Source organism: Thermogemmatispora sp., from assembly GCF_019683755.1.
Lineage (GTDB): Bacteria > Chloroflexota > Ktedonobacteria > Ktedonobacterales > Ktedonobacteraceae > Thermogemmatispora.
In genome coordinates, this window is record NZ_JADGHT010000031.1 from 1 (window position 1) to 23,316 (window position 23,316).

The following is a 23,316-nucleotide window of genomic DNA, read 5'->3' on the forward strand; positions in this document are numbered from 1 at the left end:
GGCGGAACCTTGGTCCAGCGGGTAGCAGCGTCGACACCGTCGGCAGTGCTGAGATGCAGAACGACGATACGGCAGCCCGTCAGTTCGCTGAGGTAGGCCATCGTGTGAATGTCGGCCACTTCGCAGAAGGCAGGCCGCCCGTCGCTCCAGGCTTGCAGATCTTTGCGTCCCGTAGCCTGGATGGCCGGCAGGGTATAGCGCACAATTTCGACGTCTTCGCAGTGTAACGCTACCAGCCCATTAAAGGGCGCACATTGCTTCATGGTCAGATAGGCATCGCCATCGTCCAGTGGCTCAATGTCTAGCTCGGCCACTGCCCGCACGCGATAGTCGAGATGGAGCTTGTAACAGAGGACACCAAAACGCTCGTGATAGAGAGGGATTTCGTCGATATGCTGCCGGTTCTGAATCTGCAGGTGAATGACCACGTCGCAGTAGGAGTGCTCGGCAATGCTGCGCTCCCAGTGCGGGTAGACCTCTAGATAGGAGGCTTTGGCACGGTTGTGGGGCATCATGACAGTGGTGCCCCCAGCAATCGCCGCAGCGCTGGTCTGCTCGACATCCTGGTCAAAGGGATAGTGCACGCCAAGGTGAATGTGAGGTTCGACTCGTCCAGGCAGTAAATAGTGACCGCCCCCGTCAATGACCTCCTGGGCCGCTGGCGGGCTGTCGTCGTCTCCAAGGGCGCTGATCTTGCCGTCGCGTACAGCAAGCCAGCCATTAAAAGTGGTTGTGGGAGTGACAATGTGGCAGTTCTTGATGACGAGGTCCGCTTTTGCCATGATGCTTTTCTCTCCTCTCGTGTGACTTGCTTCCAGTGACTTGCATCAAGCGCTCGGTCGTGCGTGAGCCGTCTTCGTGCCAGCGCCAGGAGGACGCCGGTCAGGCCTAGTCTCCTAATCAGGCAACATGTATTTCATTGACCTTGAGAGGCCCACGACTGGAGGACAGGCAGGAGTTCCTCAAGTGAGACGATAGCACCGATATAGCGTTCCCAGACAGCAAGGGCCATCTCGTGCCAGGCCGGGTCGATGCCACCGACGCACTCACGCACAACGACAACGTCATAGTCGCGCATGTAGGCCTCGCGTACGGTGGTGTCGATACAGGCGTTGGTCGTGGTGCCAGTAATGAGAAGGAGGCGCCGCCCAAGGATACGCAGCAGTACCTCTAGCCGCGTGCCATAGAAGGCGCTGAACTTGTGTTTTTCGATGAGGTGACTGCGTCCGTCAATCAGCGGCTGCAGTTCGGCAACGATCTCAGCGTCCCAGGTGCCAGGCTGACAGGCAATGCGGGCCCGCTTCTGAGTGTGGGGAGTGATGCGATGAAGTTCCCGCGTGTGATCTTCAACAAAGTGATGCTGGACGGTCCAGATATCGGGGATGTCGCAGGCCTTGCAGGCTTCTACCAGACGGCGAATGTGAGGAATGATGGCCGCCAGCGGCCTGGTGTCGACGCCACTTAAGCCAAGTGTCCCCTGGGGATGACAGAAGGCGTTCTGGACGTCAATGACGAGTAGAGCCGTCTCGCGCGGATTAATCTGAAAGTTCATCCCGCTCCCTCTCTTTCGTGCTGCATGGCTGTGCTACGCTCGCTGACCAGCAGTGCGCTCCTCAAGCCGACCGCTAGGCCACCCCCAACCAGCTTGACCCTTCAGCTACAGTTGGCCATGCGCGCCGGCTGGCTCACGTGGCCGCTGACCAGGTTGTCACCGTTGCTCGTTGATCCATCTTGCTCCGCTCCTTGCCGGCTCTCAAGCCGAGAGAGGCTTGACGGTCCTGGCAAAAAGTGGTATAGTGATTATACCACATTGGTAGCGGAGCAGAGAGCGCCCACCCCCTGTCCCCAGGGAAGAGGACAGGGTTGATCGCTGCCAGAAGTGGTATAATCACTATACCACAAGTGTGGAAGGCCCGGTGCAAACAAGGGACGCCCAAGTAAGGGACGTCAGTGAGAGGATGGCTCTATGCAGTACATAGCCATGATTGAGGCGATCGCGGATGCGCCGCAGTACCAGTTTCTCTGGCATGAGTTGCCGGTTGAGCAGCGCATTCAAGAGGCGGCGCGAGCCGGTTTCGCCGGGGTAGATTTCTGGGACTGGGTTGATAAGGACATCGACCATCTAGCGCGTGTCGCTGCTGACCACGGCATCTTTATCAACTCGGTCTTCGGCTCGCGACGTGGCTCCCTGAGCAATGTTGCAGATCATCCCCGCGTGCTCGACCAGTTCCGTGAATCGCTGGAGATGGCGGCGCGCTGTGGCATTCGGGCCCTTTTTGTCCAGAGCGACGAGGTTGGGCCAGGGGGGCAAGTAGTGCCTCCGGCCCACCCCATGAGCGAAGCAGAGCGCTGGCAGGCGCTAGAGGAAGGGCTTTGGCGCCTGGTCGAGCTTGTGGACAGCTCTGGGCTAGAGGTGACGCTCCTGATTGAACCGCTCAGCAAGCTGCACGTTCACGGCTACTTGTTGCGCAGTGTACTGGATGCGGCTCGCCTGGTTCGCCGTCTCAATTCACCCCGGCTCAGGCTCGTCTTCGATCTCTTCCATCAGCAGATTAACGAGGGGAACCTGATCAATAACCTGCGAGCGACTATTGATCTGGCTGGTGCGATCCACATCGCCGATGTCCCCGAGCGCGGCGCTCCGGGTACGGGAGAGATCAACATCGCCCGGATCTATCGCGAGATGCTCGCTCTTGGCTATGATGGTCAGGTTGGTTTCGAGTGTGTGCCGGGCAACAGCTCAACTGCGGAGGTTTTGGCGGCCATTCGTGCTATTTTCCCCTTCCCTGTTCCTGACCCTGACGCTGAGCGGCGTTAGCCGGCACGGTTCTCGAGCGCTCTCACCCGCCGTTGGCGGTCCGTGCATTCCGTTCCGTTCGGTTCGTCCTGTCAGAAGTCGCTGGCTCCAGCTCATGGAGCGAAAGGTTGGCTGGCTATGCTGAAAAGTTTTCGGCTTCCCCGGCTTCGGCTCTTTGGAATCCCGCTATTTCTTCTCCCCATGCTTCTGCTCAGCGCCTGTGGCAACCAGGGGTCTTCCTCGGGCACCTCTGGCGGTTCGCAGCCGATTCGGGTCGCAATGGTCACCAGTGGCCCGGTCAATGACCATAGCTGGAACGAGGATGCCCTCAAAGGGGTGCAGCTCATTAAGGAGCAGCTGGGCTGGTCCTTCGCCTACTCGGAGAATGTTTCGCAGGCGGAACAGGCCAACGTTCTGCGCCAGTATGCGCGCCAGGGGTATAGCCTGATCTTTGCCCACGGCTTCGAGTACGCTGATTCGGTGAAGGCTGTGGCGCCTGAGTTCCCCAACGCGCATTTTGTAATTATTAATGGCAAAGGGTCGCTGGCAAATCTGAGCGGAACAGAATTCCGCTATGGCGAGTTGGGCTATTTTACCGGCATGGCCGCCGGGCTGGTGACGAAGAATAACAAGATTGGCATCGTGGCCGCAGTCGATGCACCTCAGGTGACTGCTGATATTGACACTTTTAAGAAAGGTGTGGCGGCAGTTAATCCGCAGGCCAGCGTGAGTGTAGCCTTTGTCGGCTCCTACGATGACGTGGTCAAAGGCCAGCAGGTGACGCAGGCTCAGCTTGATCGGGGCGTGGATGTGATCACGATCATGGGCAACGCTTTCGATGGGCCAGCCATTAAGCTGGCTCAGCAGAAGGGTGTGAAGGTGATCGCCGGCTGGTCCACGGATGCTTATTCGCTGGCTCCTAACACGATTGTGACGAGTGGTGTGCAGGAGGTGCCCGGTCTCTATCTGCAGATCGCTAAGCTCTTTAAGGAAGGCCAGCTTAAGGGCAATACGACCTACCAATTTGGATTTAAGGAGCAGGTACAGCACCTGGGGAAGTGGGGGGACTGGGTACCTCAGGATGTGCGTACCCGTGTGGAGGCTGCTGTCCAGCAATACCTTGCTGGTAAGCTGGATATCGGCCTGCCCGCGTCCTCCTAGGGGCGAGGCTGGCTGAGATGTCTTGTTGGCTCTTAAGGCGGTTCCGTCTTCTCCTTTGGTCGGCCCGGTCTCTGGCGCTCGCAGGTGCCGATTCATCCAGGGCTGTATGATGAGGAGGCAGGGACAGGTCAGGGCAGGGGATCAGGCCAGGCTGAAGGAGAGGGAGCCGGGGGAAGGAAGGCGTTGTTCCTTTCCTGCTTCGTCTTTCGACGCTCCTCCAGTGTGAGCAGTGGAGCGAGGGGATGGGGGAGGCAAGCGCTGCGCTGCTCGCAGGTGCCAGCGTGCTTTCTTGCTCATTGCCCTCGCTCCTTGGGAGCAGTTCGCTATGGCTATGCTGCGTGTTGTGACAGGCACTCGCTTTGGTTTTGGGCGGTTGAGACGCTCGTTGCTCTCGCTGGCGCTGCCAGTGGTGGCGATTGGGCTGGCCTTGCTACTTGGGGCCGTGGTGATGCTTATCAGCGGCTTTAGTCCGCTTGATGCCTATTCGGGCCTCTTTCAGGGCGCTTTTGGGACCTTACCCCAGTTCGCCGAGACGCTCAATGAGGCGACGCCTTTGCTGCTGATTGGGCTGGGCATCGCGGTAGCTTTCCGGGCTGGGGCCTTCAATATCGGCGGCGTCGGGCAGGAGTATCTGGGAGCGCTGGCGGCGGTGGTGGTTGGGGGGAAGTTCGCTGGTTTGCCTGGTGGTCTTCATCTGGCGCTGGCTACACTGGCTGGCTTTCTGGCTGGGGGCTTGTGGGCCGCGCCAGCGGCTGTGTTGAAGGTGCGCTTTGGCATCAATGAGGTCATCACGAGCATCCTGCTCAACTATATTGCGATCTATTTTATCGACTATATGATCGCGGGACCGATCCATGCCCCGGGCTTTACAGCGGCTCCGACCTCGTTCCCTGTCCAAGCGGATGCTACCTTTCCCATTCTGGTGCGGGGCAGCGACTTGAACGCCGGTTTTCTGTTGGCACTATTGGCGCTGCTGCTGATTTTTGTGCTGCTGCGCTACACGACCTGGGGATATCGCCTTCGTCTGGTGGGCTTGAGCCGCGAAGCGGCTCGCCATGCCGGAGTACATGTTGATCGCGTCTACCTGCTCTCCTTCTTCATTAGCGGGGCGCTGGCCGGCTTGGCCGGGGCGATCGAGATCCTGGGCTATCGCTACCAGTTGATCACTGGCTTCGCTCCGAATACGGGCTACGATGCTATCGCGGTCGCGCTGCTTGGTGGTTTGAACCCTGGCGGCGTAGGGTTAGCGGCCCTCTTCTTCGGGGCTTTGGCGAACGGCGCTTCGGCTATGGAGGCCATCGCCCAGCTACCATCACAGTTGGCGGATATTGTGCGGACGCTAGCGATTCTGGCTGTCTTGGCTGTGTCGTCTCCGCTGATTCTCGATGTGGTGCGCCGGCGCCAGGACGAGAGCAAGGCGGTGGGTGCTGAGAGATCATCGCTCATGACTGCTGGCTCGGAGAGGCAGCCACCGAGTGGTTTGGAGCCTGATACCTCTGTTGCAGAGTGAGGGAGTGCGTATGCGCAAGCGACAGTCGCGACGGTGGCTCTGGATGAGCCTGGCCATCTTGCTGTTGGCCTGTCTAATGGTGCTCAATCTGGTGACGAGTCGCCGAGCCACTGCTGGTCAGGGTGGCGGCGGCCTGATTGCGCTCCTCACTTCGCCTGATTTCGTGGTGGCCTCGCTAGTGGCCATGACGCCTCTGTTGCTGGCTGCTCTGGGTGGACTGTTCAACGAACTGGCGGGCGTGCTGAATCTGGCCCTGGAGGCTATCATGCTTTGTGGGGCGTTGGCGGCCTATATGGGGGCGCTGGCCGGTCATAGTCCCTGGGTCGGTCTGCTAGCGGCGATCGTTGTAGGCATGCTGATTGCTCTGGTGCACGCCTGGTTCTCGGTCACGCTGCGGGTCGATCAGATTGTAAGCGCGGTCGGTCTTAATCTCTTTGCGCTGGCGGCCACAGCCTACGTTTTTCGCCTGCGCTTCGGCAACGTTTCGCAGTTTCCTTCGGCTCCCGGTTTCGGGGCGCTTTCTTTTCCGCTGCTCAGCTCGCTGCCTTACATTGGTCCAGCTTTTTTTCAGTTGAATGCTCTGGTCTATATCGCTCTAGCCCTGGTGCCGCTGACCTGGTTTGTGCTTTATCGCACGACCTGGGGCCTGGCCTTGCGTGCGGTTGGTGAGAAGCCATTGGCAGCGACGACCGTCGGCATCGATGTGCAGCGTGTGCGCTATCTGGCCTTGCTGGTCTGTGGAGCTTTGGCTGGGGCCGGTGGGGCGGCGCTGGTGAGCGCCAGTGGCGTGAATGCCTTTCAGGAAAATATGTCCGCCGGACGTGGCTATGTGGCTTTTGCGGCGATCGTTTTCGGACGTTGGCATCCGTTGGGTATCCTGTTGGGGGTCTTGCTCTTTGGCTTCGGTGATGCTTTGCAGATCCGTCTGCAGGCCTATGGCGTGAATGTCCCTTATCAGCTTTTGGAGACGCTGCCTTATGTGATCACACTCCTGGCGCTGATGCTATTGATGCGCAATGCGCGTGGTCCGGCAGCGAGCGGGCAACCCTACAGTAACGAGGGGGCGCGCTCACTGCTCAAGGGAGCTTCCTCGCGCGAGGAAGATGTGGAGCAGGCAACGCCGGCTATGACAGGAGCCATATTGGAGCTGCGCCGGATTGTGAAGCGCTTTCCGGGGGTGGTCGCCAACGATCATGTGACGCTCGCTATTCGTGCGGGTGAGATTCATGCTTTGCTGGGCGAGAATGGGGCCGGCAAGACGACACTGATGAATATTGTCTACGGCCTCTACCGTCCTGATGAGGGCCATATCCTGGTTGAGGGGAGGCGCGTCCAGATCAGGACGCCTCGTGAGGCCATGCAGCTCGGTATCGGCATGGTACATCAGCATTTTATGCTTATTCCTGCTCTCTCGATCCTGGAAAACATTGTTCTGGGGACGAAGCCGGAGCGGTCGCCACTGCTTGATCTGCGACAAGCTGAGCGGCGCATTGCCCAGCTCTCGCGCAGCCTGGGACTGGAGGTTTCGCCTTACGAGCGTGTCCAGCATCTGACGCTTGGGCAGCAGCAGAAGGTCGAGATCATGAAGGCGCTCTATCGCGGGGCACGCCTGTTGATCCTCGATGAGCCAACGGCAGTGCTGACACCCCAGGAGAGCGAGGAGCTGTTTGCTTTGTTACGCCGGCTGCGAGCCGAGGGTGTGACCATCATCTTTATCAGTCACAAGCTCAAAGAGGTGATGGCGATCAGCGACCGCGTGACGGTGATGCGTCTGGGGCGCGTGGTACGTACTTTGGAGACGCGGCAGGCAACTTTGCCCGAGCTAGCTCGCTTGATGGTGGGGCGGGCCGTTGCACTGACGGTAGTGAAGGAGGAGGCGGCCAGGATGGGTGAGGTACGTTTGCGCCTGGAGCAGGTGCAGGCGCGTGGAGGCAATGGGCGGGAGGCCCTGCGTGGTATCTCGTTGGAGCTACGGGCCGGCGAGATTCACGGTCTGGCCGGGGTGGATGGCAATGGGCAGAGTGAGCTGTTGGAGGTTCTGATGGGTTTGCGCCGCGTCGAGGCGGGCCGCATCCTGTTCGAAGGTCGGGATATTACGGCCCTTGATACGGCGGCGCGCCTTGATCTGGCTCTGGCGCATATTCCCGAGGATCGTCAGCGGCAAGGTCTGATTCTGGAGCTGAGCGTGGCCGAGAATATGGTCTTGGATGTCTTTGATCATCCGCCCTACGCGCGCTATGGCTGGCGTCGTTTCGGTGCGGTCGTGGCTCGCGCGCAGCAACTGATGGTCACCTTCGATGTACGGGCGCCAAGTCCGCTGACGCCGATGCGGCATTTATCGGGTGGCAATCAACAGAAGGCGGTCCTGGCCCGCGCCCTGGGCCGTGAGCCGCGCTTACTGATTGCCATGCAACCAACGCGCGGTCTGGATGTAGGGGCTATTGCCTATGTCCATCGGCGGATTGTCGAGGCGCGCGATCGCGGCTGCGCGGTGCTTTTGATCTCCTCCGATCTCGATGAAATCCTGGCCCTGAGCGATCGCATCAGTGTGATTTACGAGGGACGGATTTTGGAGACCCTGCCCGCCGAGGCGGTCGATCTGACGCATCTGGGCCTACTGATGGCGGGTACTCGTCCAGAGCAGGCGCAGCCGCCGCAGCCGCAGCCACAGTGGCTGGTCAGCGGCGATTGGCCGGTGACCTAGTCGAGACAATAAGCAGCGGCCAGGCCGCTAGCAAGGTAGACACTAGCTCTCAGACGACGCGTGTTGCGGGATGTACTAGCAAAGGGAGAAAACGATGACGTTGATGCTGGAAGGACATACGGCTTTGGTGACTGGCGCTGGGCGCGGGATGGGTCGCGCCATCGCCTTGCGTCTGGCGCGGGAGGGGGCACGGGTGGCGGTGGCAGATATCGATGAGCAGAGCAGTGCCGCTGTGGCTGAGGAGATCCGGGCTGGAGGCGGCGAGGCGCTGCCGTTGCAACTGGATGTTAGCCGTGAGGAGAGTGTCAATGCGGGAGTTCAGCAGGCCCGTGCACGGCTGGGTCCAATTACGATCTTGATCAATAACGCCGGCATCTTTCGCGATACGCCTTTACTGGAATCGCCCTTAGAGGATTGGTATCTGAGTCTGGCTATCAACCTGACCGGTCAGTTGCTCTGCGCGCGCGCCGTCGTGCCCGATATGATTGCCCAACGCTGGGGACGCATTGTCAATCAGGCCTCGATGATGAGCAAGGTGGCCTTTGGCCGCGACTATGCTTACTGCGCCTCAAAGACCGGGGTGCTGGGTCTGACGCGTTCGTTGGCGGCAGAGTTGGCGCGCTACAACATCTGCGTCAATGCTCTCTGTCCGGGCAATATTATGACCGCTATGCTGGAAGAGGTTGATCGCGCGGTGGCGCTGCGCGAAGGCAAGCAACCTGGCCAGTTCTTGAGCGAGCGTCCACGCGATATCCCGCTCGGGCGGCTAGGTAGACCGGAAGATATCGCCGGCGTGGTGGCCTTTCTGTGTGGACCTGACGGAAGCTACATCACTGGTCAGGCGATCCATGTCGACGGCGGCCTCTATATGGCTTGATGACGGCCTGAGTTGTCTGGTCCGCATCGGTCTATCAAGCCCAGGCAAGGGAAAGGAAGGAGCAGAGAGCGTGCAATCGTTGGCTGGCTACTCGCCTGCTTTTCTGAAAGAGCTTTACCGCAAGATGGTACTGATTCGCCGCTTCGAGGAGAGGGCGGCGGAGTTGCGCAGTCTGGGCTATATCCCCGGCTTCTTGCATCCGTACATCGGTCAGGAGGCGGTGGCTGTGGGAGCCTGCGCGGCCCTTGGTTCCCACGACTACATTACCAGCACGCACCGTGGTCACGGCCATATTCTGGCTCGTGGGGGCGATCCTCGCTACATGTATGCCGAACTCTTTGCTCGCCGCGACGGCTATAACCGTGCGAAAGGTGGCTCGCTGCATATCGCCAATATCGAGCTAGGGATCATCGGCGCTAACGGTATTGTCGGCGGCGGAATCCCGATCGCTGTCGGCGCGGGCCTGGCTCTCAAGCAGGCGCGTCAGCTCGGCAGCCGTCATCCCGACGATCCGAGGGCGCGACGCGCCGATGGAGTAGCGGTCACTTTCTTCGGCGATGGCGCTTCCAACCAAGGGGCTTTCCACGAGTCGCTCAATCTGGCCGCACTCTGGCGTCTACCGGTGATCTTCATCTGTGAGAATAACCTCTATGGCGAGTTCACGCCGCAGCATAAGCACCAGACTATTCGCGATATCGCCACACGGGCCAGCTCCTACGCTGTTCCCGGGCTGATCGCTGATGGGAATGATGTGCTCGATGTCTATCGCGTGGTCAGCAAGGCCGCCGAGGATGCGCGCAAGGGACGCGGGCCAACCCTGGTGGAGTGTAAGACCTATCGCCAACGCGGTCACTACGAGGGAGACATGGGCCAGTATCGTCCCGCCGAGGAGGTGGCCTTCTGGCTGGAGGCCGACCCGATCAAAAACTATCGCCGCTTGTTGCTGAGCGGCAAGCTCTGCTCTGAGGATGAGCTGAAGGCCCTTGATCAGGCAGTTGAGCAGGAGCTAGAAGAGGCAATCGCTTTTGCGAAAGCCTCACCGCACCCGGCGCCCGAGGAGGCGCTTGAGGATGTCTTTGTCGAAAGCCACGGAGGGAGGGCCTTACTATGAGAGCGACTTCCAAGGCTGAGCAGGAACGGCGACTGACCTACGCGCAGGCGATCCGTGAGGCACTGGCAGAAGAGATGGAGCGCGATCCCTCGCTGCTGCTCCTCGGCGAGGACATCGGCGAGCCTGGCGGTGTCTTCGGCGTGACTCAGGGGCTGCTCCAGCGCTTCGGAGCGGAGCGCGTGCTGGATACGCCGATTTCCGAAGAGGCCGTTATCGGTACGGCGCTGGGGGCGGCGCTCCTGGGCGTGCCCACGGTGGCGGAAATCATGTTCAGCGATTTCGCGACGCTGGCGATGGATCAGATTGTGAACCAGGCGGCCAAGTTTCGCTACATGACCGGTGGACGCACCAGCGCCCCGCTGGTGATTCGCATGGTGACGGGCACGGCGGGCGCGACCGCCGCCCAGCATTCTCAGAGCCTGGAGGCCTGGTTTACGGCCACACCCGGGCTGAAGGTGGTGACCGCCTCAACTCCCGCCGATGCCAAGGGCCTGCTGAAGAGCGCTATTCGCGACCCTGACCCTGTGCTCTTTTTCGAGCATAAGCTCCTCTACAATAGCCGCGGCGCGGTGCCAGCGGAGGAGTATCTTATTCCCTTGGGCGAGGGGCGCGTTATGCGCGAGGGGCACGATGTGACTCTGGTAGCCTACCTGTATATGGTGCCGCGGGCCCTCAAGGTGGCTGAGGAGCTGGCTCGCGAGGGTATTTCAGTCGAGGTATGGGACCCGCGAACCCTGGTGCCTTTCGATCGCGAGGGGTTGCGTCGCTCGCTAGAGAAGACTGGGCGCCTGGTCATTGTTCACGAGGCACCGCGGCGCAATGGCTTCGGCGCGGAGCTTGCCGCTATTGCCGCTGAAGAATTTTTCTCTCTGTTGAAAGCGCCGATTAAGCGCGTCTGTGGCATGAATACGCCCATGCCTTACGCCCCAGAGCTGGAGCAGTTTGTCATTCCCGATGAGGCTCGCATTGCTGCCGGGGTGCGCGAGGTGATGCGCAGCGCGCTAGGCAGCACATCAGGTGGCTGCTGACAGAGGAGCCGCGACGCCTGAGCCGAGAGTGCGGGTGCGGATAGTGCGATAGTGATAGGGCAGCGCGCTGGGAATGTCGCAGAGGATGGGCGAGGAAGAAGAAGAAAGGAGCAGCCCAATGGCAGAAACGATTGCGATGCCAAAGTGGGGGCTAACGATGGAGGAAGGAACGATTGTCGAGTGGATGGTAGGTGAGGGCGATACGGTGCAGCAAGGAGATGTGTTGGCGGTTGTGGAAACAGAGAAGACCTCTGTTGAGCTAACGTCGCCATTTAGCGGCGTGGTGGCCCGCGTCCTGGTGGCCGATGGGGAGACGGTCCCGGTGGGCACTCCGTTGCTGGTCCTGGCGAGTAGCCCGGAGGAAGCCGCTCAGCTTCGCTGAGGACGAGCGACGCCGGTGAGCCGCGGTCATAGCCTGCCTGGCCCCTCTGCGGTTCGCCGTCTAGCGCCTCATGGCGATGAGCAGCGGAAGTCTGTACGTTTTGCGGGAAGACATATTAAGATATATCCGCTAAGGAGTATAACCGAACATGAGACTACACAGATAGAGGAATCCCAGAGATGAGCAAAACTGAAGCGGAAGCGGCTATCAGGCCACTTCATTTGTCCACTGCGCGCAGCAGCGCAGCCGAGCAGTTACGGCAACTGATCGAGAGTGGTCACTTTGCTCCAGGTGACCGCTTGCCGAGTGAGCGCAAGCTAGCGGAGCTACTAGGGGTCAGTCGCACGATGGTGCGAGAGGCCATTAGCACCCTGGAAGCGATCGGCCTCATAGAAGTGCGCCACGGCAGTGGCAGTTACGTGACCGCGGAAGTTCCTCAGCAGAGTGTTTCCGCCATGTGGAGCGCCTGGTACATCGCCCATCGTCAGGATTTGATCCACCTGCTCCAGGTGCGCGAGGCGTTGGAAAGCAAGGCCGCCGCCCTGGCTGCCCAGCGTGCTCGTCCGGCGCTGGCCATGCGCTTGCGCAAAATTCTCGAGAAGATGCGCAGTGCCGGCGAGCGTGGTCAGATGGATGAGGTGTCGGCCCTCGATAGGGAGTTTCACAGCGCGATCGTCAAGGCAAGCGAGAACCCGATCCTGATTCAACTACTCCTATCGCTCAATGCGGTGCTCGATAACGATCGGCTGGCTGTCTTTAGCTTGCCCGACCGTCTCCAGCGCTCGCTACACGATCACGAGTGCATCATTCGCGCTATCGAGGAGCGTGATCCATTGGCGGCGCAAGCTGCGCTCCACGAGCACTTTGAAAGCGTGCTGAAGGATGTCGAGTCGCCGCGGCGGCAAGTGCCGGCTCGCCCGCAGCCAGCGGCCCCCGAGCCGGTTTCGGCCACAGGAGGGCGAGAGCCATGCCAGTCGTGATTATTGAGATGTATCCGGGGCGCACGCCTGAGCAGAAGCGGGCTTTAGTGAAGGCAGTGACAGAGGCCATGATCGAGCATGCGGGCGCCCGGCCTGATCATCTGCATGTTATTCTCCACGAGGTGGCGCCTGAAAACTGGGCCCTGGCCGGGCGTCTGGGCAGCGAGCGCGAGGCCGAGGCAAGCTCCGTCAGCCATCCCGCCGGCTCAGGAGAGGCAAACTCTCTTGAGGAGAAAGGAGGAAGTTAATGGCGACGATCCGCGGCGTTTCCCATCTCCTATTGCAGACTCGCGATCTGGCGCGTGCCGAGCGCTTCTATGTCGAGGTACTCGGTTTCCACGTGCGCGAGCGCACGACCTTTCGCGATGGACGCCCGCTCATAGTGATGTACGAGGGCCTGGGCCTGACTGAGCTGACCGAGGAGGGGAAGCGTCTCCACCAGGAGGTGGGCCAGAGTTTGGAGCATGTGGCTTTCTGCGTTGAGAATATCGTCCAACTCGAGCACGACTTGCGCGCCGCTGGCGTGACAATCGTCGATGGTCCCAAGCCTACGGCTTACGGGACATCGCTCTACTTTTTGGACCCGGATGGCGTGCGGATCGAGTGCCACGATTAGACCGCTGGCAGTCGATCAGGTGGCATGCGCATAACGTAGCCCGGCCTTAGTTGTTCTTGCCTGTAGGCTCCATTTCATAAGGTCGATTAGACGATTGGGCAGTCTGATGGGCAGACAATCGGCTCTCTGATCAGGCCAGAACGCTTGGTGGTCTACCTATGCTACGGTTGGTTCCGGCCTGAGTGAGGATCTTTCACTGAGCAGCAGGAGTCTGAGCAGCTCAGGACACTAGACAGGCAAACAGCAGCATACACTACGCACGTCGCCTATCCTGTGGGGCAGTGTTGCCCCAGCGTGGGGACCAGGGCGAGGTGCGGTGCAGTCTTAGTAGAGGAACAGCTCTATGTCCAGCGAGATTATTGCCAGGCAGCGCGTGGCCATGCAGGAGCGCGGGTTAGACGCACTGGTCATCGCCTCACCTGAGAACATCGCCTATACTGCTGACGTTGTGGTACCGTCGCAGACCATCGTACGTCATCGTCTGGTCTACTGCCTGGTACCGCTGCAGGGTGAACCCGAAATTATTGTGGTTGACATCGAGGAGAGTTTTGTCCGAGCTACGGCCTCAATCAGCTCGGTTATTGCCTACAACGAATTTACCGAGGACCCTACGCGCCTGCTCGCCGAGCGCTTGCGCGCCGCCGGCCTGACAGAGGGACGCCTCGGCCTCGAACTCACCGCCCTTTCCCAGCAGAGTTATACAACGTTGCGTCAAGCCCTGCCACGGGCGACATTTGTGGCCTGTGACACGCTGCTAAGCGAGCTGCGCATGATTAAGACGCCGGGCGAGCTGGCCAAGTTGCGCGCCGTGGGTAAGGCAGCGGAGCGTGCGGCTCGCCAGGCCTTTGAGCAGGCCCGCGCCGGTATGACTGAGATGGAGCTTGGCCAGTTGATTACCGATGCCTACTTGGCCAACGGGGGAGATCGCTTGACGATGCTGGTCGTGGGGGCTGGTGAACGCAGCGGCCTGGCCAATGCCGCCCCGACGCGTCGTCCTCTGCGCTATGGTGACCTGGTGCGCATCGATGTCATTGGCACCGGGCAGCTTTACTACTCCGATGTGGCGCGGACCGCCGTTGTTGGGAAGGCCAGTGAGGAGCAACTGCGGACTTGGTCGCATATGGTAGAGGCTCGTAAGGTTGCTCTCGATGGGATTCGTCCCGGCCAGAGTACGCGCGCGCTCTATCAGCGCTATGCCGCCCAGATGGAGCGCTGGGGACTGCCCCCGATCAAGTTTCTGGGACATGGTCTGGGCCTGACTCTCCATGAGGAGCCGTATCTTGGCCCTTACACCGATATCACGCTGCAGCCGGGTATGGTGCTCTGTATCGAGCCGCTCTGCTGGTATCCCGACCGCTGGGGGGTGCAGTACGAGGATGAGCTGATCGTGACCGAGGAGGGCTACGAGCTGATTACGGACCAGTATGATGCTTCGCAGCTTTTCGTGATCCCCGCTTGAAAGGACGAGCAGATCGGTGAAGATTACTGGTTATCGCTGCTATTTGGTGACCTTGCCGCCGCGCCGGGTCCATAACTGGGCGAGCAAGATGGAGACGCCGATCGGTAGTCATCTCTTGTTGCGTCTGGAGACCGATGAAGGTCTGGTCGGCTGGGGGGAGGCGCCGGCGATCGCTACCTGGGGCGGTGCCCATATGACCTACTTCGGCGAGACGCCGCGCACAGTGCATCACATCATCGCCGACTATCTCTTTCCGGTCGTTGTCGGTCACTCGCCGCTGGCGATTGGACCGTTACATGCGGCAATGGATCGGGTCGTGAAGGGGCATCCTTATGCCAAGGCAGCCGTCGATATGGCGCTCTATGATCTGGCAGGGCAGGCCCTGGGAGTACCGGTCTATCAGTTGCTCGGCGGGGCTTACCGCGATCGCCTGCCGATTGCGCACAGCCTGGGCATCATGGATAATCGCCAGGCGGTGGCTGAGGCCGAGCGCGCCGTCGCCGAGGGGGTGCGCACTATTAAGGCTAAGACGGGCCTTGATCCGGCGCGCGATATCGAGTTGGTGCGTCTGTTGCGTGAGGCCCTGGGGCCGGAGGTGCAGATTCGTGTCGATGCCAACGAGGGCTATCGCTCGGTGAGCGAGGCGGTCCGTGTGACGCGGGCTATGCAGCCGTTTGATCTGGCTTTCACTGAGCAGCCGGTAGCAGACATAGAGGCGCTCGCTCTCATTGCGCGTCAGGTCGCGGTGCCGGTGATGGCCGATGAGAGCGCCTGGACGCCGCAGGATATTCTGCGCATCCATGCCTTGCAGGCCGCTGAGCTGATCTCGCTCTATGTGACCAAGCCGGGCGGTCTCTTCCGTGCGCGTGAGGTGGCGACGGTGGCTGAGGCCGCTGGTCTGCGCTGCGATATCGGTGGCTCGATTGAGATGGGGGTGGGCAATGCGGCGAATCTTCATCTGGGAGCAGCGACTCGCATCGCTGAGCTGGCCAGCGTCTGCCCGGTCAGTCGTCCAGCAGAGGCGCTGGAGGGACAGATCGCCGGTGTCTACTATCTCGACGATATTATCAGTGAGCCGTTGGTCTATGAGCATGGGACGCTCCTGGTTCCTCAGAGGCCTGGCTTAGGGGTGCAAGTCGATGAACGAAAGTTGGCGAAATACGCTGTGGCGCTCTGAGCCGCTCTGACCTTGCTGTTCTGCCGGTTCGACCTGAGCCGTGGACGTGGATTGTGCCAGGCCGAGCCGGCTAGTGCGAGGCTGCCAGGAGGCGGCGGCTCAGCCGAGCTTGGAGATAAGGCAGCGAGGTGATCAGTCTGAAAGGAGCGCGTTGAGGATGGCAACTATTGCAGTGCTCGGCGGGGGTAATGGGGGCTTTGCCGCCGCCGCTCATCTCACTCTTCTCGGTGAGCGGGTCCATTTGTACAGTCGCTCAGCGGAGACGTTGCGCCTGGTACGCGAGCGTGGTGGCATCGCCTACAGTGGTGTTGCCGGTGAGGGTCTGGCTCCGGTGGCCTGCCTGACCAACGATCTCGCTGAGGCGGTGGCGGGGGCCGATCTGGTGATGCTTTGCGTGCCAGCTATAGCTTTCGCTGAGCTGGCGCGGGCCCTCGCTCCCTTGCTGGCTAAGGCTGGTGGGCCACCTGTGCTGCTCAATCCTGGCAATACAGGCGGCAGCCTGGTCTTTCGCCGGCTGCTGAGCAAAGCTGGCTGCGCTGTTCCACCGCCTATCGGCGAGACCAATACGCTGACCTACATCTGCCGCAAGCAGGGCGAGGGCCAGATCTACATTTCTTCCCTGGTGCAGCATGTGCGCCTTGCTACGCTGCCGGCTTCGGCAGCCGAGAGGCTCTGGCCACTGTTGAGCCGTCTCTATCCATCGCTGCGGCCTGTGGAGCATGTGCTAGTGACAGCTCTGAGCAATGTCAATGCGGTGCTGCACCCGCCAGGCATGGTATTGAGTGCAGCCTGGATCGAGCACAGTGGCGGTGATTTTCGCTACTACTACGATGCCGCGACGCCAGCGGTGGCTCAGGTGATGGCTGACCTGGACCGCGAGCGTCTGGCTGTGGCGGCGGCCTGGGGTCTCAGGCTGGAGCCTTTCCCTCAGCTTTTTGCTGACCTTGGTTCGACCTCGCCGGAGGCGGGGGCCAGTGGCTCGTTTTGGCGTATGCTGCGCGAAAGCGTGCCCAATCAGTTTATTAAGGCACCAGCGAGCTTAGATAGCCGCTACCTTCACGAGGATATTCCCTTTGGCCTGGTTCCGATGAGTGAGTTGGGGCGGGCGTTGGGAGTGGCGACGCCGGTTATGGACGCGCTGGTGACCTTGGCCTCTTCTATGAACCGGCGTGATTACCGGGCCGAGGGTTGGACACTGGCTTGCTTAGGCCTGCCACCTGTGCGTGAAACTGCGCTGGCTTTGCTGCGCTGAGATGAGCGGTGCGAGGCGGCAGGCTGGAAGTCAGCGCCAGGAGTGGCCGGTTCGAGCAGAATGCCGATGTTGAAGAGGGGATTGTCCGCGAGGGAGCATCTGACGATGGGTGTAACAATGAGCGATGAGCGACATGAGGGAGAGCCGGCGCTGAGGGGGCTGCAGGTTGCAGTGATCGGGGGCGATGGGCGTGAGCTGGAAGTGCTGAAAGGGTTGTTGGCTGAGGGGGCTAGCCTGCGGGCCTGCGGCTGTCCACCAGCGGCAGCCGAGATCATGGGCCAGCCTCAGTGCCGGACACTGGCGGAGGCCATTGCCGGCAGCGATGTGATTATCGCTCCGGTGCCGGTGATCGCCCCCGATGGGAGCCTCTACGCGCCTCAGTGGCCGGAACCGCTCTTTTTGGACGCGACAGCCCTGGCTGAGGCGAAGATGGGGGCGCTTTTATTGATTGGCACCAGTACACCGCAGTTGAATGCGCTGGCACAAGGGCGCGGGGTGCGCATTCAGGAGTATGGCAATGATGATGAGCTGATGATCCTGCGGGCGCCGACGATTGCCGAGGGGGCCATCGGTCTGACCATCGCCAACACGGAGGTCTCCATCCACGATGCCCAGGCGCTGGTGGTTGGCTTCGGGCGTATCGGCTTTACGTTGACGCGGCTGTTGCTGAATATGGGGGCTCATGTGCGTGTGGCGGCGCGTAATCCGGTGCAGCGGGCGCGGGCCTGGGAGTTGGGGGCGCGTCCTCTGCCGCTGGAGGAGCTGGCGACAGCGGTGGCTGACTGTGATATGGTCTTCAATACGGTGCCGGCCCTGGTGCTGACGCGCGCGGTGTTGGAGCAGATGCGACGCGATGTTTTTGTGCTGGATATCGCTTCGGCCCCGGGTGGCACTGATTTTGAGGCGGCGCGCGAGCTGGGCATTAAGGCAATGCTGGGGCGTGGCCTTGGTAGCCGGGCCCCGCGAACTGCTGGTCGCAGTCAGTGGCAGGGGCTGCGCAGGCTGATACTGGCGGCTCTGCCCAGCCTGCGACGAGGTGAGAGGCATGGCTGATTTACTGCTGCGTCAGGCGCGCCTGGCGCTGGAGCAGGTCGCCGGGCCTGACCCGGTGGATATTTTGATTCGCTCCGGTCTGATCGCGGCTCTGGCTCCCAGCCTGACGGTCGCCGAGATGGACATTCCCAGTCTCGATCTGGGTGGGCGTCTGGTGCTGCCGGGCCTGGTCGAGGGTCACATTCACCTTGATAAGGCCCTGACTCGCGATCGTGTTCTCAATCGCTCGGGGACACTGGCCGAGGCCATTCGCTGCAATCTGACGTTGTCGTCGAAGGTCAGCGAGGAGGATATTGTGGAGCGGGCGACGGCCACGGCACTGTGGGCACTGCGCTGCGGGACGACGATGCTGCGCACTCACGTCAATGTCGATCCGCAGATCGAGCTGCGCGGCCTCCATGCTCTGCTGCGGGTGCGCGAGCGGCTGCGCCCGTTGCTGGATATTGAGATTGTAGCCCTGCCCAATCGCTTGCTGGGAGAGCAGGGACGACGCGGGCGCGAGCTGCTGGCGGCAGCTCTGGAGGAAGGGGCCGATGCGATCGGAGGCACGCCGCTAGTCGAGGAGGATCAGCGTGGGTTGATCGACGAGGTCTTTCGCCTGGCCCGGCGCTATGGTTGTCCTCTGGATCTGCACATCGATGAGTCGGAGTCGCCTGCCGATTTTGTGCTGCCCTATCTGGCGGAGCGCACGCTGCAGGAGGGCTACGAGGGTCGGGTGGTGGCCGGTCATTGTTGCTCGTTGGCAGCGGTTGACGATGCCACCGCAGCGCGTACGATTGAGCTGGTGGCGCGGGCGCGCATCGCGGTAGCGACTTTGCCGGCGACGAATCTTTACCTGCAGGGTCGTCGTGATCGCCAGCCGATTCGCCGCGGGATCACGCGCGTCAAGGAGCTGCTGGCGGCGGGGGTGACGGTCTTCTGTGGCTCGGATAACATCAAGGATATGTTTAACCCCTTTGGCAGCCCCGATCTGCTTCAGATGGCGCAACTGCTTGGCTATGTCGCGCAAATGGGCAGCCCCGAGGAACAGCGCTGGCTGCTGGAGAGCATTACGACGCAGGCGGCTACAGCACTGGGTCGGCAGGCCGGGCTAGGTGTGGGAGAGCCTGCCGATCTGGTGGTGCTTGACTGCCAGCGTCGCGAGGATATTCTATCGGATCTGCCCGCCCGTCTCTATGTGATCAAGCGCGGGCGCATCGTCTGGTCGGCTCTCGGAACCGGGTTTGATGCGCTGGTGCAGGAGGCGCGTTGAGTTGGCCAGAATGCCCAGGTCGGGCAGGGACTGCGCCGCTGCGGCGATGATGGGCGGGAGCAGGCCCCAGGCGGCCAGGCTCAGCCCAAGCAGGTTGTAGAGCAGGGTGAAGGCCAGGTTGAGCCGCACTACACGCATGGTGCGCCGCGCGATCTGTACCAGCGCTGGCAGAAGCCTCCAGTCTTCTCGCAGTAGCGCTACATGGGCCGCTTCGAGTGCCACATCTGTGCCTATTACGCCCAAGGCGATGCCGATGTCAGCTTGTGCCAGGGCCGGGGCGTCGTTGAGGCCATCGCCTACCATGATGACCGTATGGCCCTGGGCCTGGTAGGCCCTGACGATTTGTAGCTTGTCTTCGGGTAGCAGCCGGGCGCGATAGCCGATGCCAAGCGGCTCCGCCAGATTGGCAGCCGCCTGCTCATGATCACCGGTGAGCAGTTCAATGCGCTTGATGCCAAGGGCCTGTAACTGGGTGAGAGCCTCGCTGACCTCGGGGCGCGGCTTATCGCTGGCGGCCAGGAGGCCGATCAGTTGCTCTTGACAGATGACAAAGAGGAGGGTGCGGCCTGCGGCGGCCAGCTCCCGGGCTACCGGCGGTGGTTGTTGCTCAGGAGGAAGCAGATCAGCATTGCCGATGGTCACGCTTTGACCATTGATCGTGGCCCGTACGCCCAGTCCAGGCAGCACCTCGAAGGTGGCGGGATCGCTCAAGATTAGGCCTTCACTCCGCGCTGCCTGCCGCAGTGCTTCGGCTAGTGGATGCTCCGAGTAGCGCTCTGCGCTGGCTGCGAGCTGTAGCACTTGCTGGCGTGTCATCCCTGCCAGCGGTACGATTTCGCAGATGGTGGGTTTGCCGGTGGTGACCGTACCAGTCTTGTCGATGAGCAGGACGTCGGCCCGCGCTAGCAGTTCCAGATAGGCGCCGCCTTTGATCAGCAGGCCGTGCGAGGCGGCGGCGGCAATCGAGGCTAGCATGGCGATTGGTGTCGCCAGGGCCAGTGAGCAGGAGCAGGCTACTACGAGCACTGCCGCCGCGGCCAGTGGATCGCGCCTTAGCAGCAGGGCCAGCAGGGCAACGGCCAGGACAACCGGCAGAAACCAGGCTGAGAAGCGATCGGCCAGGCGCTGGATGGGAGCGCGTTGCGCTTCGGCCCCTTCGACCAGTTCCACAATGCGGGCAAAGGTGCTGTCGCGGCCTGTGCGTGTGGCGCGGATGCGCAGGCTCCCGGCTTGTACAAGGCTGGCAGCAAAGACCTGACTGCCGGGCGCTGCTTCCAGCGGAAGGGCCTCACCTGTGATAGCTGCCTGGTCGATCGTGGCTCGGCCAGTAAGGACCTCGCCGTCGACGGGGATAGCCTCACCTGGCCGCACGACGACGATGTCGCCAGGGGCTACTTCTTCAACTGGGATGACTCGCTCTTCTTCCTCTCGGATGACGCGCGCCTGCTGGGGCGCCAGAGCGGCCAGGCGTTTGAGGGCCTGGCGCGAGCGCTCGCTGGTCAGGCGCTCGCTGTATTTGCCGACGTGCATGAAGAAGACCACGACGGCAGCCGTGGGCCATTGGCCGATGAAGAGGGCCGCCAGGACGCCGAGCGACATCAGGGTATGTGAGATGATGCGTCCGCGCCGGGCCGCTTGCAGCACGTCCCAGAAGATGGGGGCCCCGGCGAGCAGGGTCAGGCCGACCCCAATCGGCCAAGGCAGGCGATCGGTGAGGCGATCGAGCAGGCCCAGCCACTCGCCAACGATGATCAGCAAGAGTACGGCCCCGAAGAGGAGGCCATAGAGGGTGAAGAGGGTGCGCGTCAGACGCCGCTGGGACTGTTCGGCGAGGTTTGTCGCTGTCTTCTGCTGAAGAAGCGGGGGCCTGGCCTGGTAGCCGGCCCGTTCGACGGCCTGGCAAAGCGCTGGCAGGTCAACGCGCGTGGGATCAACCGTCAGGAGGGCCTTTTCGGCGCTCAGTAGGACGGTCACTTCGTGTACGCCCGGCAGCGCTTCCAGAGCCTGGCGCACGTGTCCGGCGCACTCGGGACAATCCATCCCTGTCACCATGAGTTCGAGCTGGCGTGTTCCTGCTGGCTCCATCTCCTGCCTCCTTCCGCCCTTTGAGAGTGCTGCTCTTGTCCGTCTTTTCTATAGAAGCACAGCCTGGGCAAGGAATGCAAGGCTTGTCGTAAGCTGTGCTTTTCCCGTCGAAATTGTATGCTGTTTGCCCCTGACAACTTCGTTTGTATCAGAAAAAGAGAAGCATGAGGAGAGAGAAAAGTCTATGAAGAAGCTGGTTGCCTTTCCCCTGGAGGATGGTGGGCAGGTGGTGATTGAGGTTGAGGAGCCGGAGCCGGCAGAGGGCGAGCGGGTCCCGGTCTCCCGCCGTCTGACGAGGCCGGAGCAGGCGTCGGAAACGCTGGAGAAGGCGCTGCAGAAGGTCCTACCGGCCATCAAGGCAGTGGCAGAGAGATTACATCATCTGGATCTCAAGCCCGATGAGGTTGAGATCGCCTTTGGGATCAAGCTCAGTGCTTCGCTGGGCGCTATTCTGGCCACTGCCAGCGGTGAGGCCAATTTCGATGTTACGCTACACTGGTACGGCAAAGATCGCCCAGTGCGCTAGCGACACTTTGCGGGCCGTGGGAGCTGCCGCACCGCTCCTGCGGCCATTGACAGATGGAGAGACAAGCTGTGCGCTTGAGCGGAGGCTGCTCTGGGAGCTGTGCTTCAGAATTGACTTTCAGTATCCTCGTGCGGTTCGTCCCCTCTGCAACGCAATCGCTATCAGGGTATCCGCTCTGATCTTGCGGTCCTTTCAGTATCCTCGTGCGGTTCGTCCCCTCTGCAACCAAGGCGCACTACTGCCGAGCGCATTTCATTGAGCCTTTCAGTATCCTCGTGCGGATCGTCCCCTCTGCAACACAACAAAGTTACTCCTGTCGAATGCCACGACGCCGTGCTTTCAGTATCCTCGTGCGGATCGTCCCCTCTGCAACTCCGGAATGGGATGTAGAAGTGTGTGTAAAAGCGCTCAATCTTTCAGTATCCTCGTGCGGATCGTCCCCTCTGCAACTGGAAGATGCCGCTCGGTTGGCAGGCTTGTCAAAACCTTTCAGTATCCTCGTGCGGATCGTCCCCTCTGCAACGCGCAACTAGCCGGAAGTGGTCAGCGTCAGCTAGATCCTTTCAGTATCCTCGTGCGGATCGTCCCCTCTGCAACATGCATTTCAAAACTCGCTGATGCCGCGAATTATTATCTTTCAGTATCCTCGTGCGGATCGTCCCCTCTGCAACAAGCTGCTCACTGGCTATGGTCAGAATGCAAGCGTCTCTTTCAGTATCCTCGAGCGGATCGTCCCCTCTGCAACCTGCTCTTGAGGGAAGACGAGCGCGGGCTTTATATTGCTTTCAGTATCCTCGAGCGGATCGTCCCCTCTGCAACCGGTTGATACTGGTCGGCTTCGCTCGTCAATTCGAGCCTTTCAGTATCCTCGAGCGGATCGTCCCCTCTGCAACTGCTCAAGGCTATTATGGAGCCGTATCAGAGCCGATTCCCTTTCAGTATCCTCGAGCGGATCGTCCCCTCTGCAACACACTTGACAGTAATAACTTGTTTGTGATATGCTCTCTTTCAGTATCCTCGAGCGGATCGTCCCCTCTGCAACCGCGCCCAACGAAAGCGGACCCGGGATACTTCTTCCATAGACTACAACGATTGAGGCCCCGTTTTTGGCATCTGAGAGCCTCGTTTTTCTCTCCCTCCCCCTCTCAAAATATATCGCCTTACGACATTTCTCGAAACTCGTTTTTTGCAAGCCCCAAGGGGCGAGTTTCGAGAGCGCATAAGCCTTATCTTCATCATAGAAAGAGTAAAACATGCACACTTTCATGGTAATACGGTCAGAATCTGACCGCATTTAGTTGCTGGCTCCGGAGAGTTTCGAATCGATCGCTCATACGGCCCTCACC

The 23,316-nt window shown here is 60.9% G+C and carries 21 protein-coding genes and 1 CRISPR repeat array; of the genes, 17 read left to right on the top strand and 4 right to left on the bottom strand.

Annotation, left to right across the window (positions count from 1 at the left end; genetic code table 11):
* On the bottom strand, window positions 1-782 hold a 782-nt coding region (locus IRZ24_RS04115), incomplete at its 3' end, for a dihydroorotase family protein (protein WP_297160680.1).
* 134 nt (window positions 783-916) lie between these two features.
* Entirely contained in the window at window positions 917-1,552 is a 636-nt protein-coding gene (locus tag IRZ24_RS04120; protein WP_297160681.1) for an isochorismatase family cysteine hydrolase, read from the bottom strand.
* A gap of 414 nt (window positions 1,553-1,966) precedes the next feature.
* Between IRZ24_RS04120 and IRZ24_RS04125 the strand changes: the two genes are divergently transcribed.
* Together IRZ24_RS04125 and IRZ24_RS04130 are read left to right on the top strand one after the other, a co-directional pair.
* A complete protein-coding gene (locus IRZ24_RS04125; protein WP_297160682.1) occupies window positions 1,967-2,818 on the top strand; it encodes a TIM barrel protein in 852 nt (283 codons plus the stop codon).
* Window positions 2,819-2,935: 117 nt separating this feature from the next.
* Window positions 2,936-3,958, top strand: a complete 1,023-nt coding sequence (locus IRZ24_RS04130; protein ID WP_297160683.1) for a BMP family protein — start codon at window positions 2,936-2,938, stop codon at window positions 3,956-3,958.
* Window positions 3,959-4,099: 141 nt separating this feature from the next.
* Here IRZ24_RS04130 and IRZ24_RS04135 read toward each other — a convergent pair whose 3' ends face one another.
* The gene (locus IRZ24_RS04135) at window positions 4,100-4,255 is read right to left on the bottom strand and encodes a hypothetical protein (protein ID WP_297160684.1); all 156 of its coding nucleotides are present in this window, start codon (window positions 4,253-4,255) and stop codon (window positions 4,100-4,102) included.
* A 28-nt stretch (window positions 4,256-4,283) separates the two neighbouring features.
* Between IRZ24_RS04135 and IRZ24_RS04140 the strand changes: the two genes are divergently transcribed.
* The 14 genes from IRZ24_RS04140 to IRZ24_RS04205 all read left to right on the top strand — a co-directional run bounded on the left by IRZ24_RS04140 (window position 4,284) and on the right by IRZ24_RS04205 (window position 19,359).
* Window positions 4,284-5,468 carry an ABC transporter permease gene (locus IRZ24_RS04140; RefSeq protein ID WP_297160685.1) on the top strand — a complete coding sequence of 395 codons (1,185 nt, stop codon included), beginning with the start codon at window positions 4,284-4,286 and terminating at the stop codon, window positions 5,466-5,468.
* Between the two features lie 10 nt (window positions 5,469-5,478).
* Complete coding sequence (locus IRZ24_RS04145; protein WP_297160686.1) at window positions 5,479-8,172, top strand: ATP-binding cassette domain-containing protein; 2,694 nt, start codon at window positions 5,479-5,481, stop codon at window positions 8,170-8,172.
* Between the two features lie 94 nt (window positions 8,173-8,266).
* Window positions 8,267-9,049, top strand: coding sequence for an SDR family NAD(P)-dependent oxidoreductase (locus tag IRZ24_RS04150; protein WP_297160687.1), 783 nt, complete (start codon window positions 8,267-8,269; stop codon window positions 9,047-9,049).
* Between the two features lie 124 nt (window positions 9,050-9,173).
* Window positions 9,174-10,160, top strand: coding sequence for a thiamine pyrophosphate-dependent dehydrogenase E1 component subunit alpha (locus IRZ24_RS04155; protein ID WP_366914230.1), 987 nt, complete (start codon window positions 9,174-9,176; stop codon window positions 10,158-10,160).
* Window positions 10,157-11,188, top strand: coding sequence for an alpha-ketoacid dehydrogenase subunit beta (locus IRZ24_RS04160; RefSeq protein WP_297160689.1), 1,032 nt, complete (start codon window positions 10,157-10,159; stop codon window positions 11,186-11,188). The genes IRZ24_RS04155 and IRZ24_RS04160 overlap by 4 nt, the downstream gene beginning before the upstream one ends.
* 118 nt (window positions 11,189-11,306) lie before the next feature.
* Window positions 11,307-11,570 carry a biotin/lipoyl-containing protein gene (locus IRZ24_RS04165; RefSeq protein WP_297160690.1) on the top strand — a complete coding sequence of 88 codons (264 nt, stop codon included), beginning with the start codon at window positions 11,307-11,309 and terminating at the stop codon, window positions 11,568-11,570.
* 179 nt (window positions 11,571-11,749) lie between these two features.
* Complete coding sequence (locus IRZ24_RS04170; RefSeq protein WP_297160691.1) at window positions 11,750-12,550, top strand: FadR/GntR family transcriptional regulator; 801 nt, start codon at window positions 11,750-11,752, stop codon at window positions 12,548-12,550.
* Window positions 12,538-12,798 carry a 2-hydroxymuconate tautomerase gene (locus tag IRZ24_RS04175; protein ID WP_297160692.1) on the top strand — a complete coding sequence of 87 codons (261 nt, stop codon included), beginning with the start codon at window positions 12,538-12,540 and terminating at the stop codon, window positions 12,796-12,798. Before IRZ24_RS04170 ends, IRZ24_RS04175 begins: the two co-directional genes overlap by 13 nt.
* Window positions 12,798-13,166 (top strand): VOC family protein, encoded by a 369-nt coding sequence (locus IRZ24_RS04180; protein ID WP_297160693.1) that lies wholly within the window; start codon window positions 12,798-12,800, stop codon window positions 13,164-13,166. Before IRZ24_RS04175 ends, IRZ24_RS04180 begins: the two co-directional genes overlap by 1 nt.
* 343 nt (window positions 13,167-13,509) lie before the next feature.
* Window positions 13,510-14,625, top strand: coding sequence for a Xaa-Pro peptidase family protein (locus IRZ24_RS04185; protein ID WP_297160694.1), 1,116 nt, complete (start codon window positions 13,510-13,512; stop codon window positions 14,623-14,625).
* Window positions 14,626-14,641: 16 nt separating this feature from the next.
* Window positions 14,642-15,802 (top strand): enolase C-terminal domain-like protein, encoded by a 1,161-nt coding sequence (locus IRZ24_RS04190; RefSeq protein WP_297160695.1) that lies wholly within the window; start codon window positions 14,642-14,644, stop codon window positions 15,800-15,802.
* Between the two features lie 157 nt (window positions 15,803-15,959).
* Window positions 15,960-17,054, top strand: coding sequence for an NAD/NADP octopine/nopaline dehydrogenase family protein (locus tag IRZ24_RS04195; protein ID WP_297160696.1), 1,095 nt, complete (start codon window positions 15,960-15,962; stop codon window positions 17,052-17,054).
* A 105-nt stretch (window positions 17,055-17,159) separates the two neighbouring features.
* A complete protein-coding gene (gene dpsA, locus IRZ24_RS04200; protein ID WP_297160697.1) occupies window positions 17,160-18,107 on the top strand; it encodes a dipicolinate synthase subunit DpsA in 948 nt (315 codons plus the stop codon).
* Entirely contained in the window at window positions 18,100-19,359 is a 1,260-nt protein-coding gene (locus IRZ24_RS04205) for an amidohydrolase family protein (protein WP_297160698.1), read from the top strand. The genes dpsA and IRZ24_RS04205 overlap by 8 nt, the downstream gene beginning before the upstream one ends.
* Here the strand turns inward: IRZ24_RS04205 and IRZ24_RS04210 are convergent.
* The gene (locus tag IRZ24_RS04210) at window positions 19,258-21,444 is read right to left on the bottom strand and encodes a cation-translocating P-type ATPase (protein ID WP_297160699.1); all 2,187 of its coding nucleotides are present in this window, start codon (window positions 21,442-21,444) and stop codon (window positions 19,258-19,260) included. The genes IRZ24_RS04205 and IRZ24_RS04210 overlap by 102 nt on opposite strands.
* Window positions 21,445-21,628: 184 nt before the next feature.
* Between IRZ24_RS04210 and IRZ24_RS04215 the strand changes: the two genes are divergently transcribed.
* Complete coding sequence (locus IRZ24_RS04215; protein WP_297160700.1) at window positions 21,629-21,970, top strand: CU044_2847 family protein; 342 nt, start codon at window positions 21,629-21,631, stop codon at window positions 21,968-21,970.
* Between the two features lie 114 nt (window positions 21,971-22,084).
* Window positions 22,085-23,012: a CRISPR direct-repeat array (repeat unit 37 nt; unit sequence CTTTCAGTATCCTCGTGCGGATCGTCCCCTCTGCAAC).
* The last annotated feature ends 304 nt before the right edge of the window (window positions 23,013-23,316 follow it).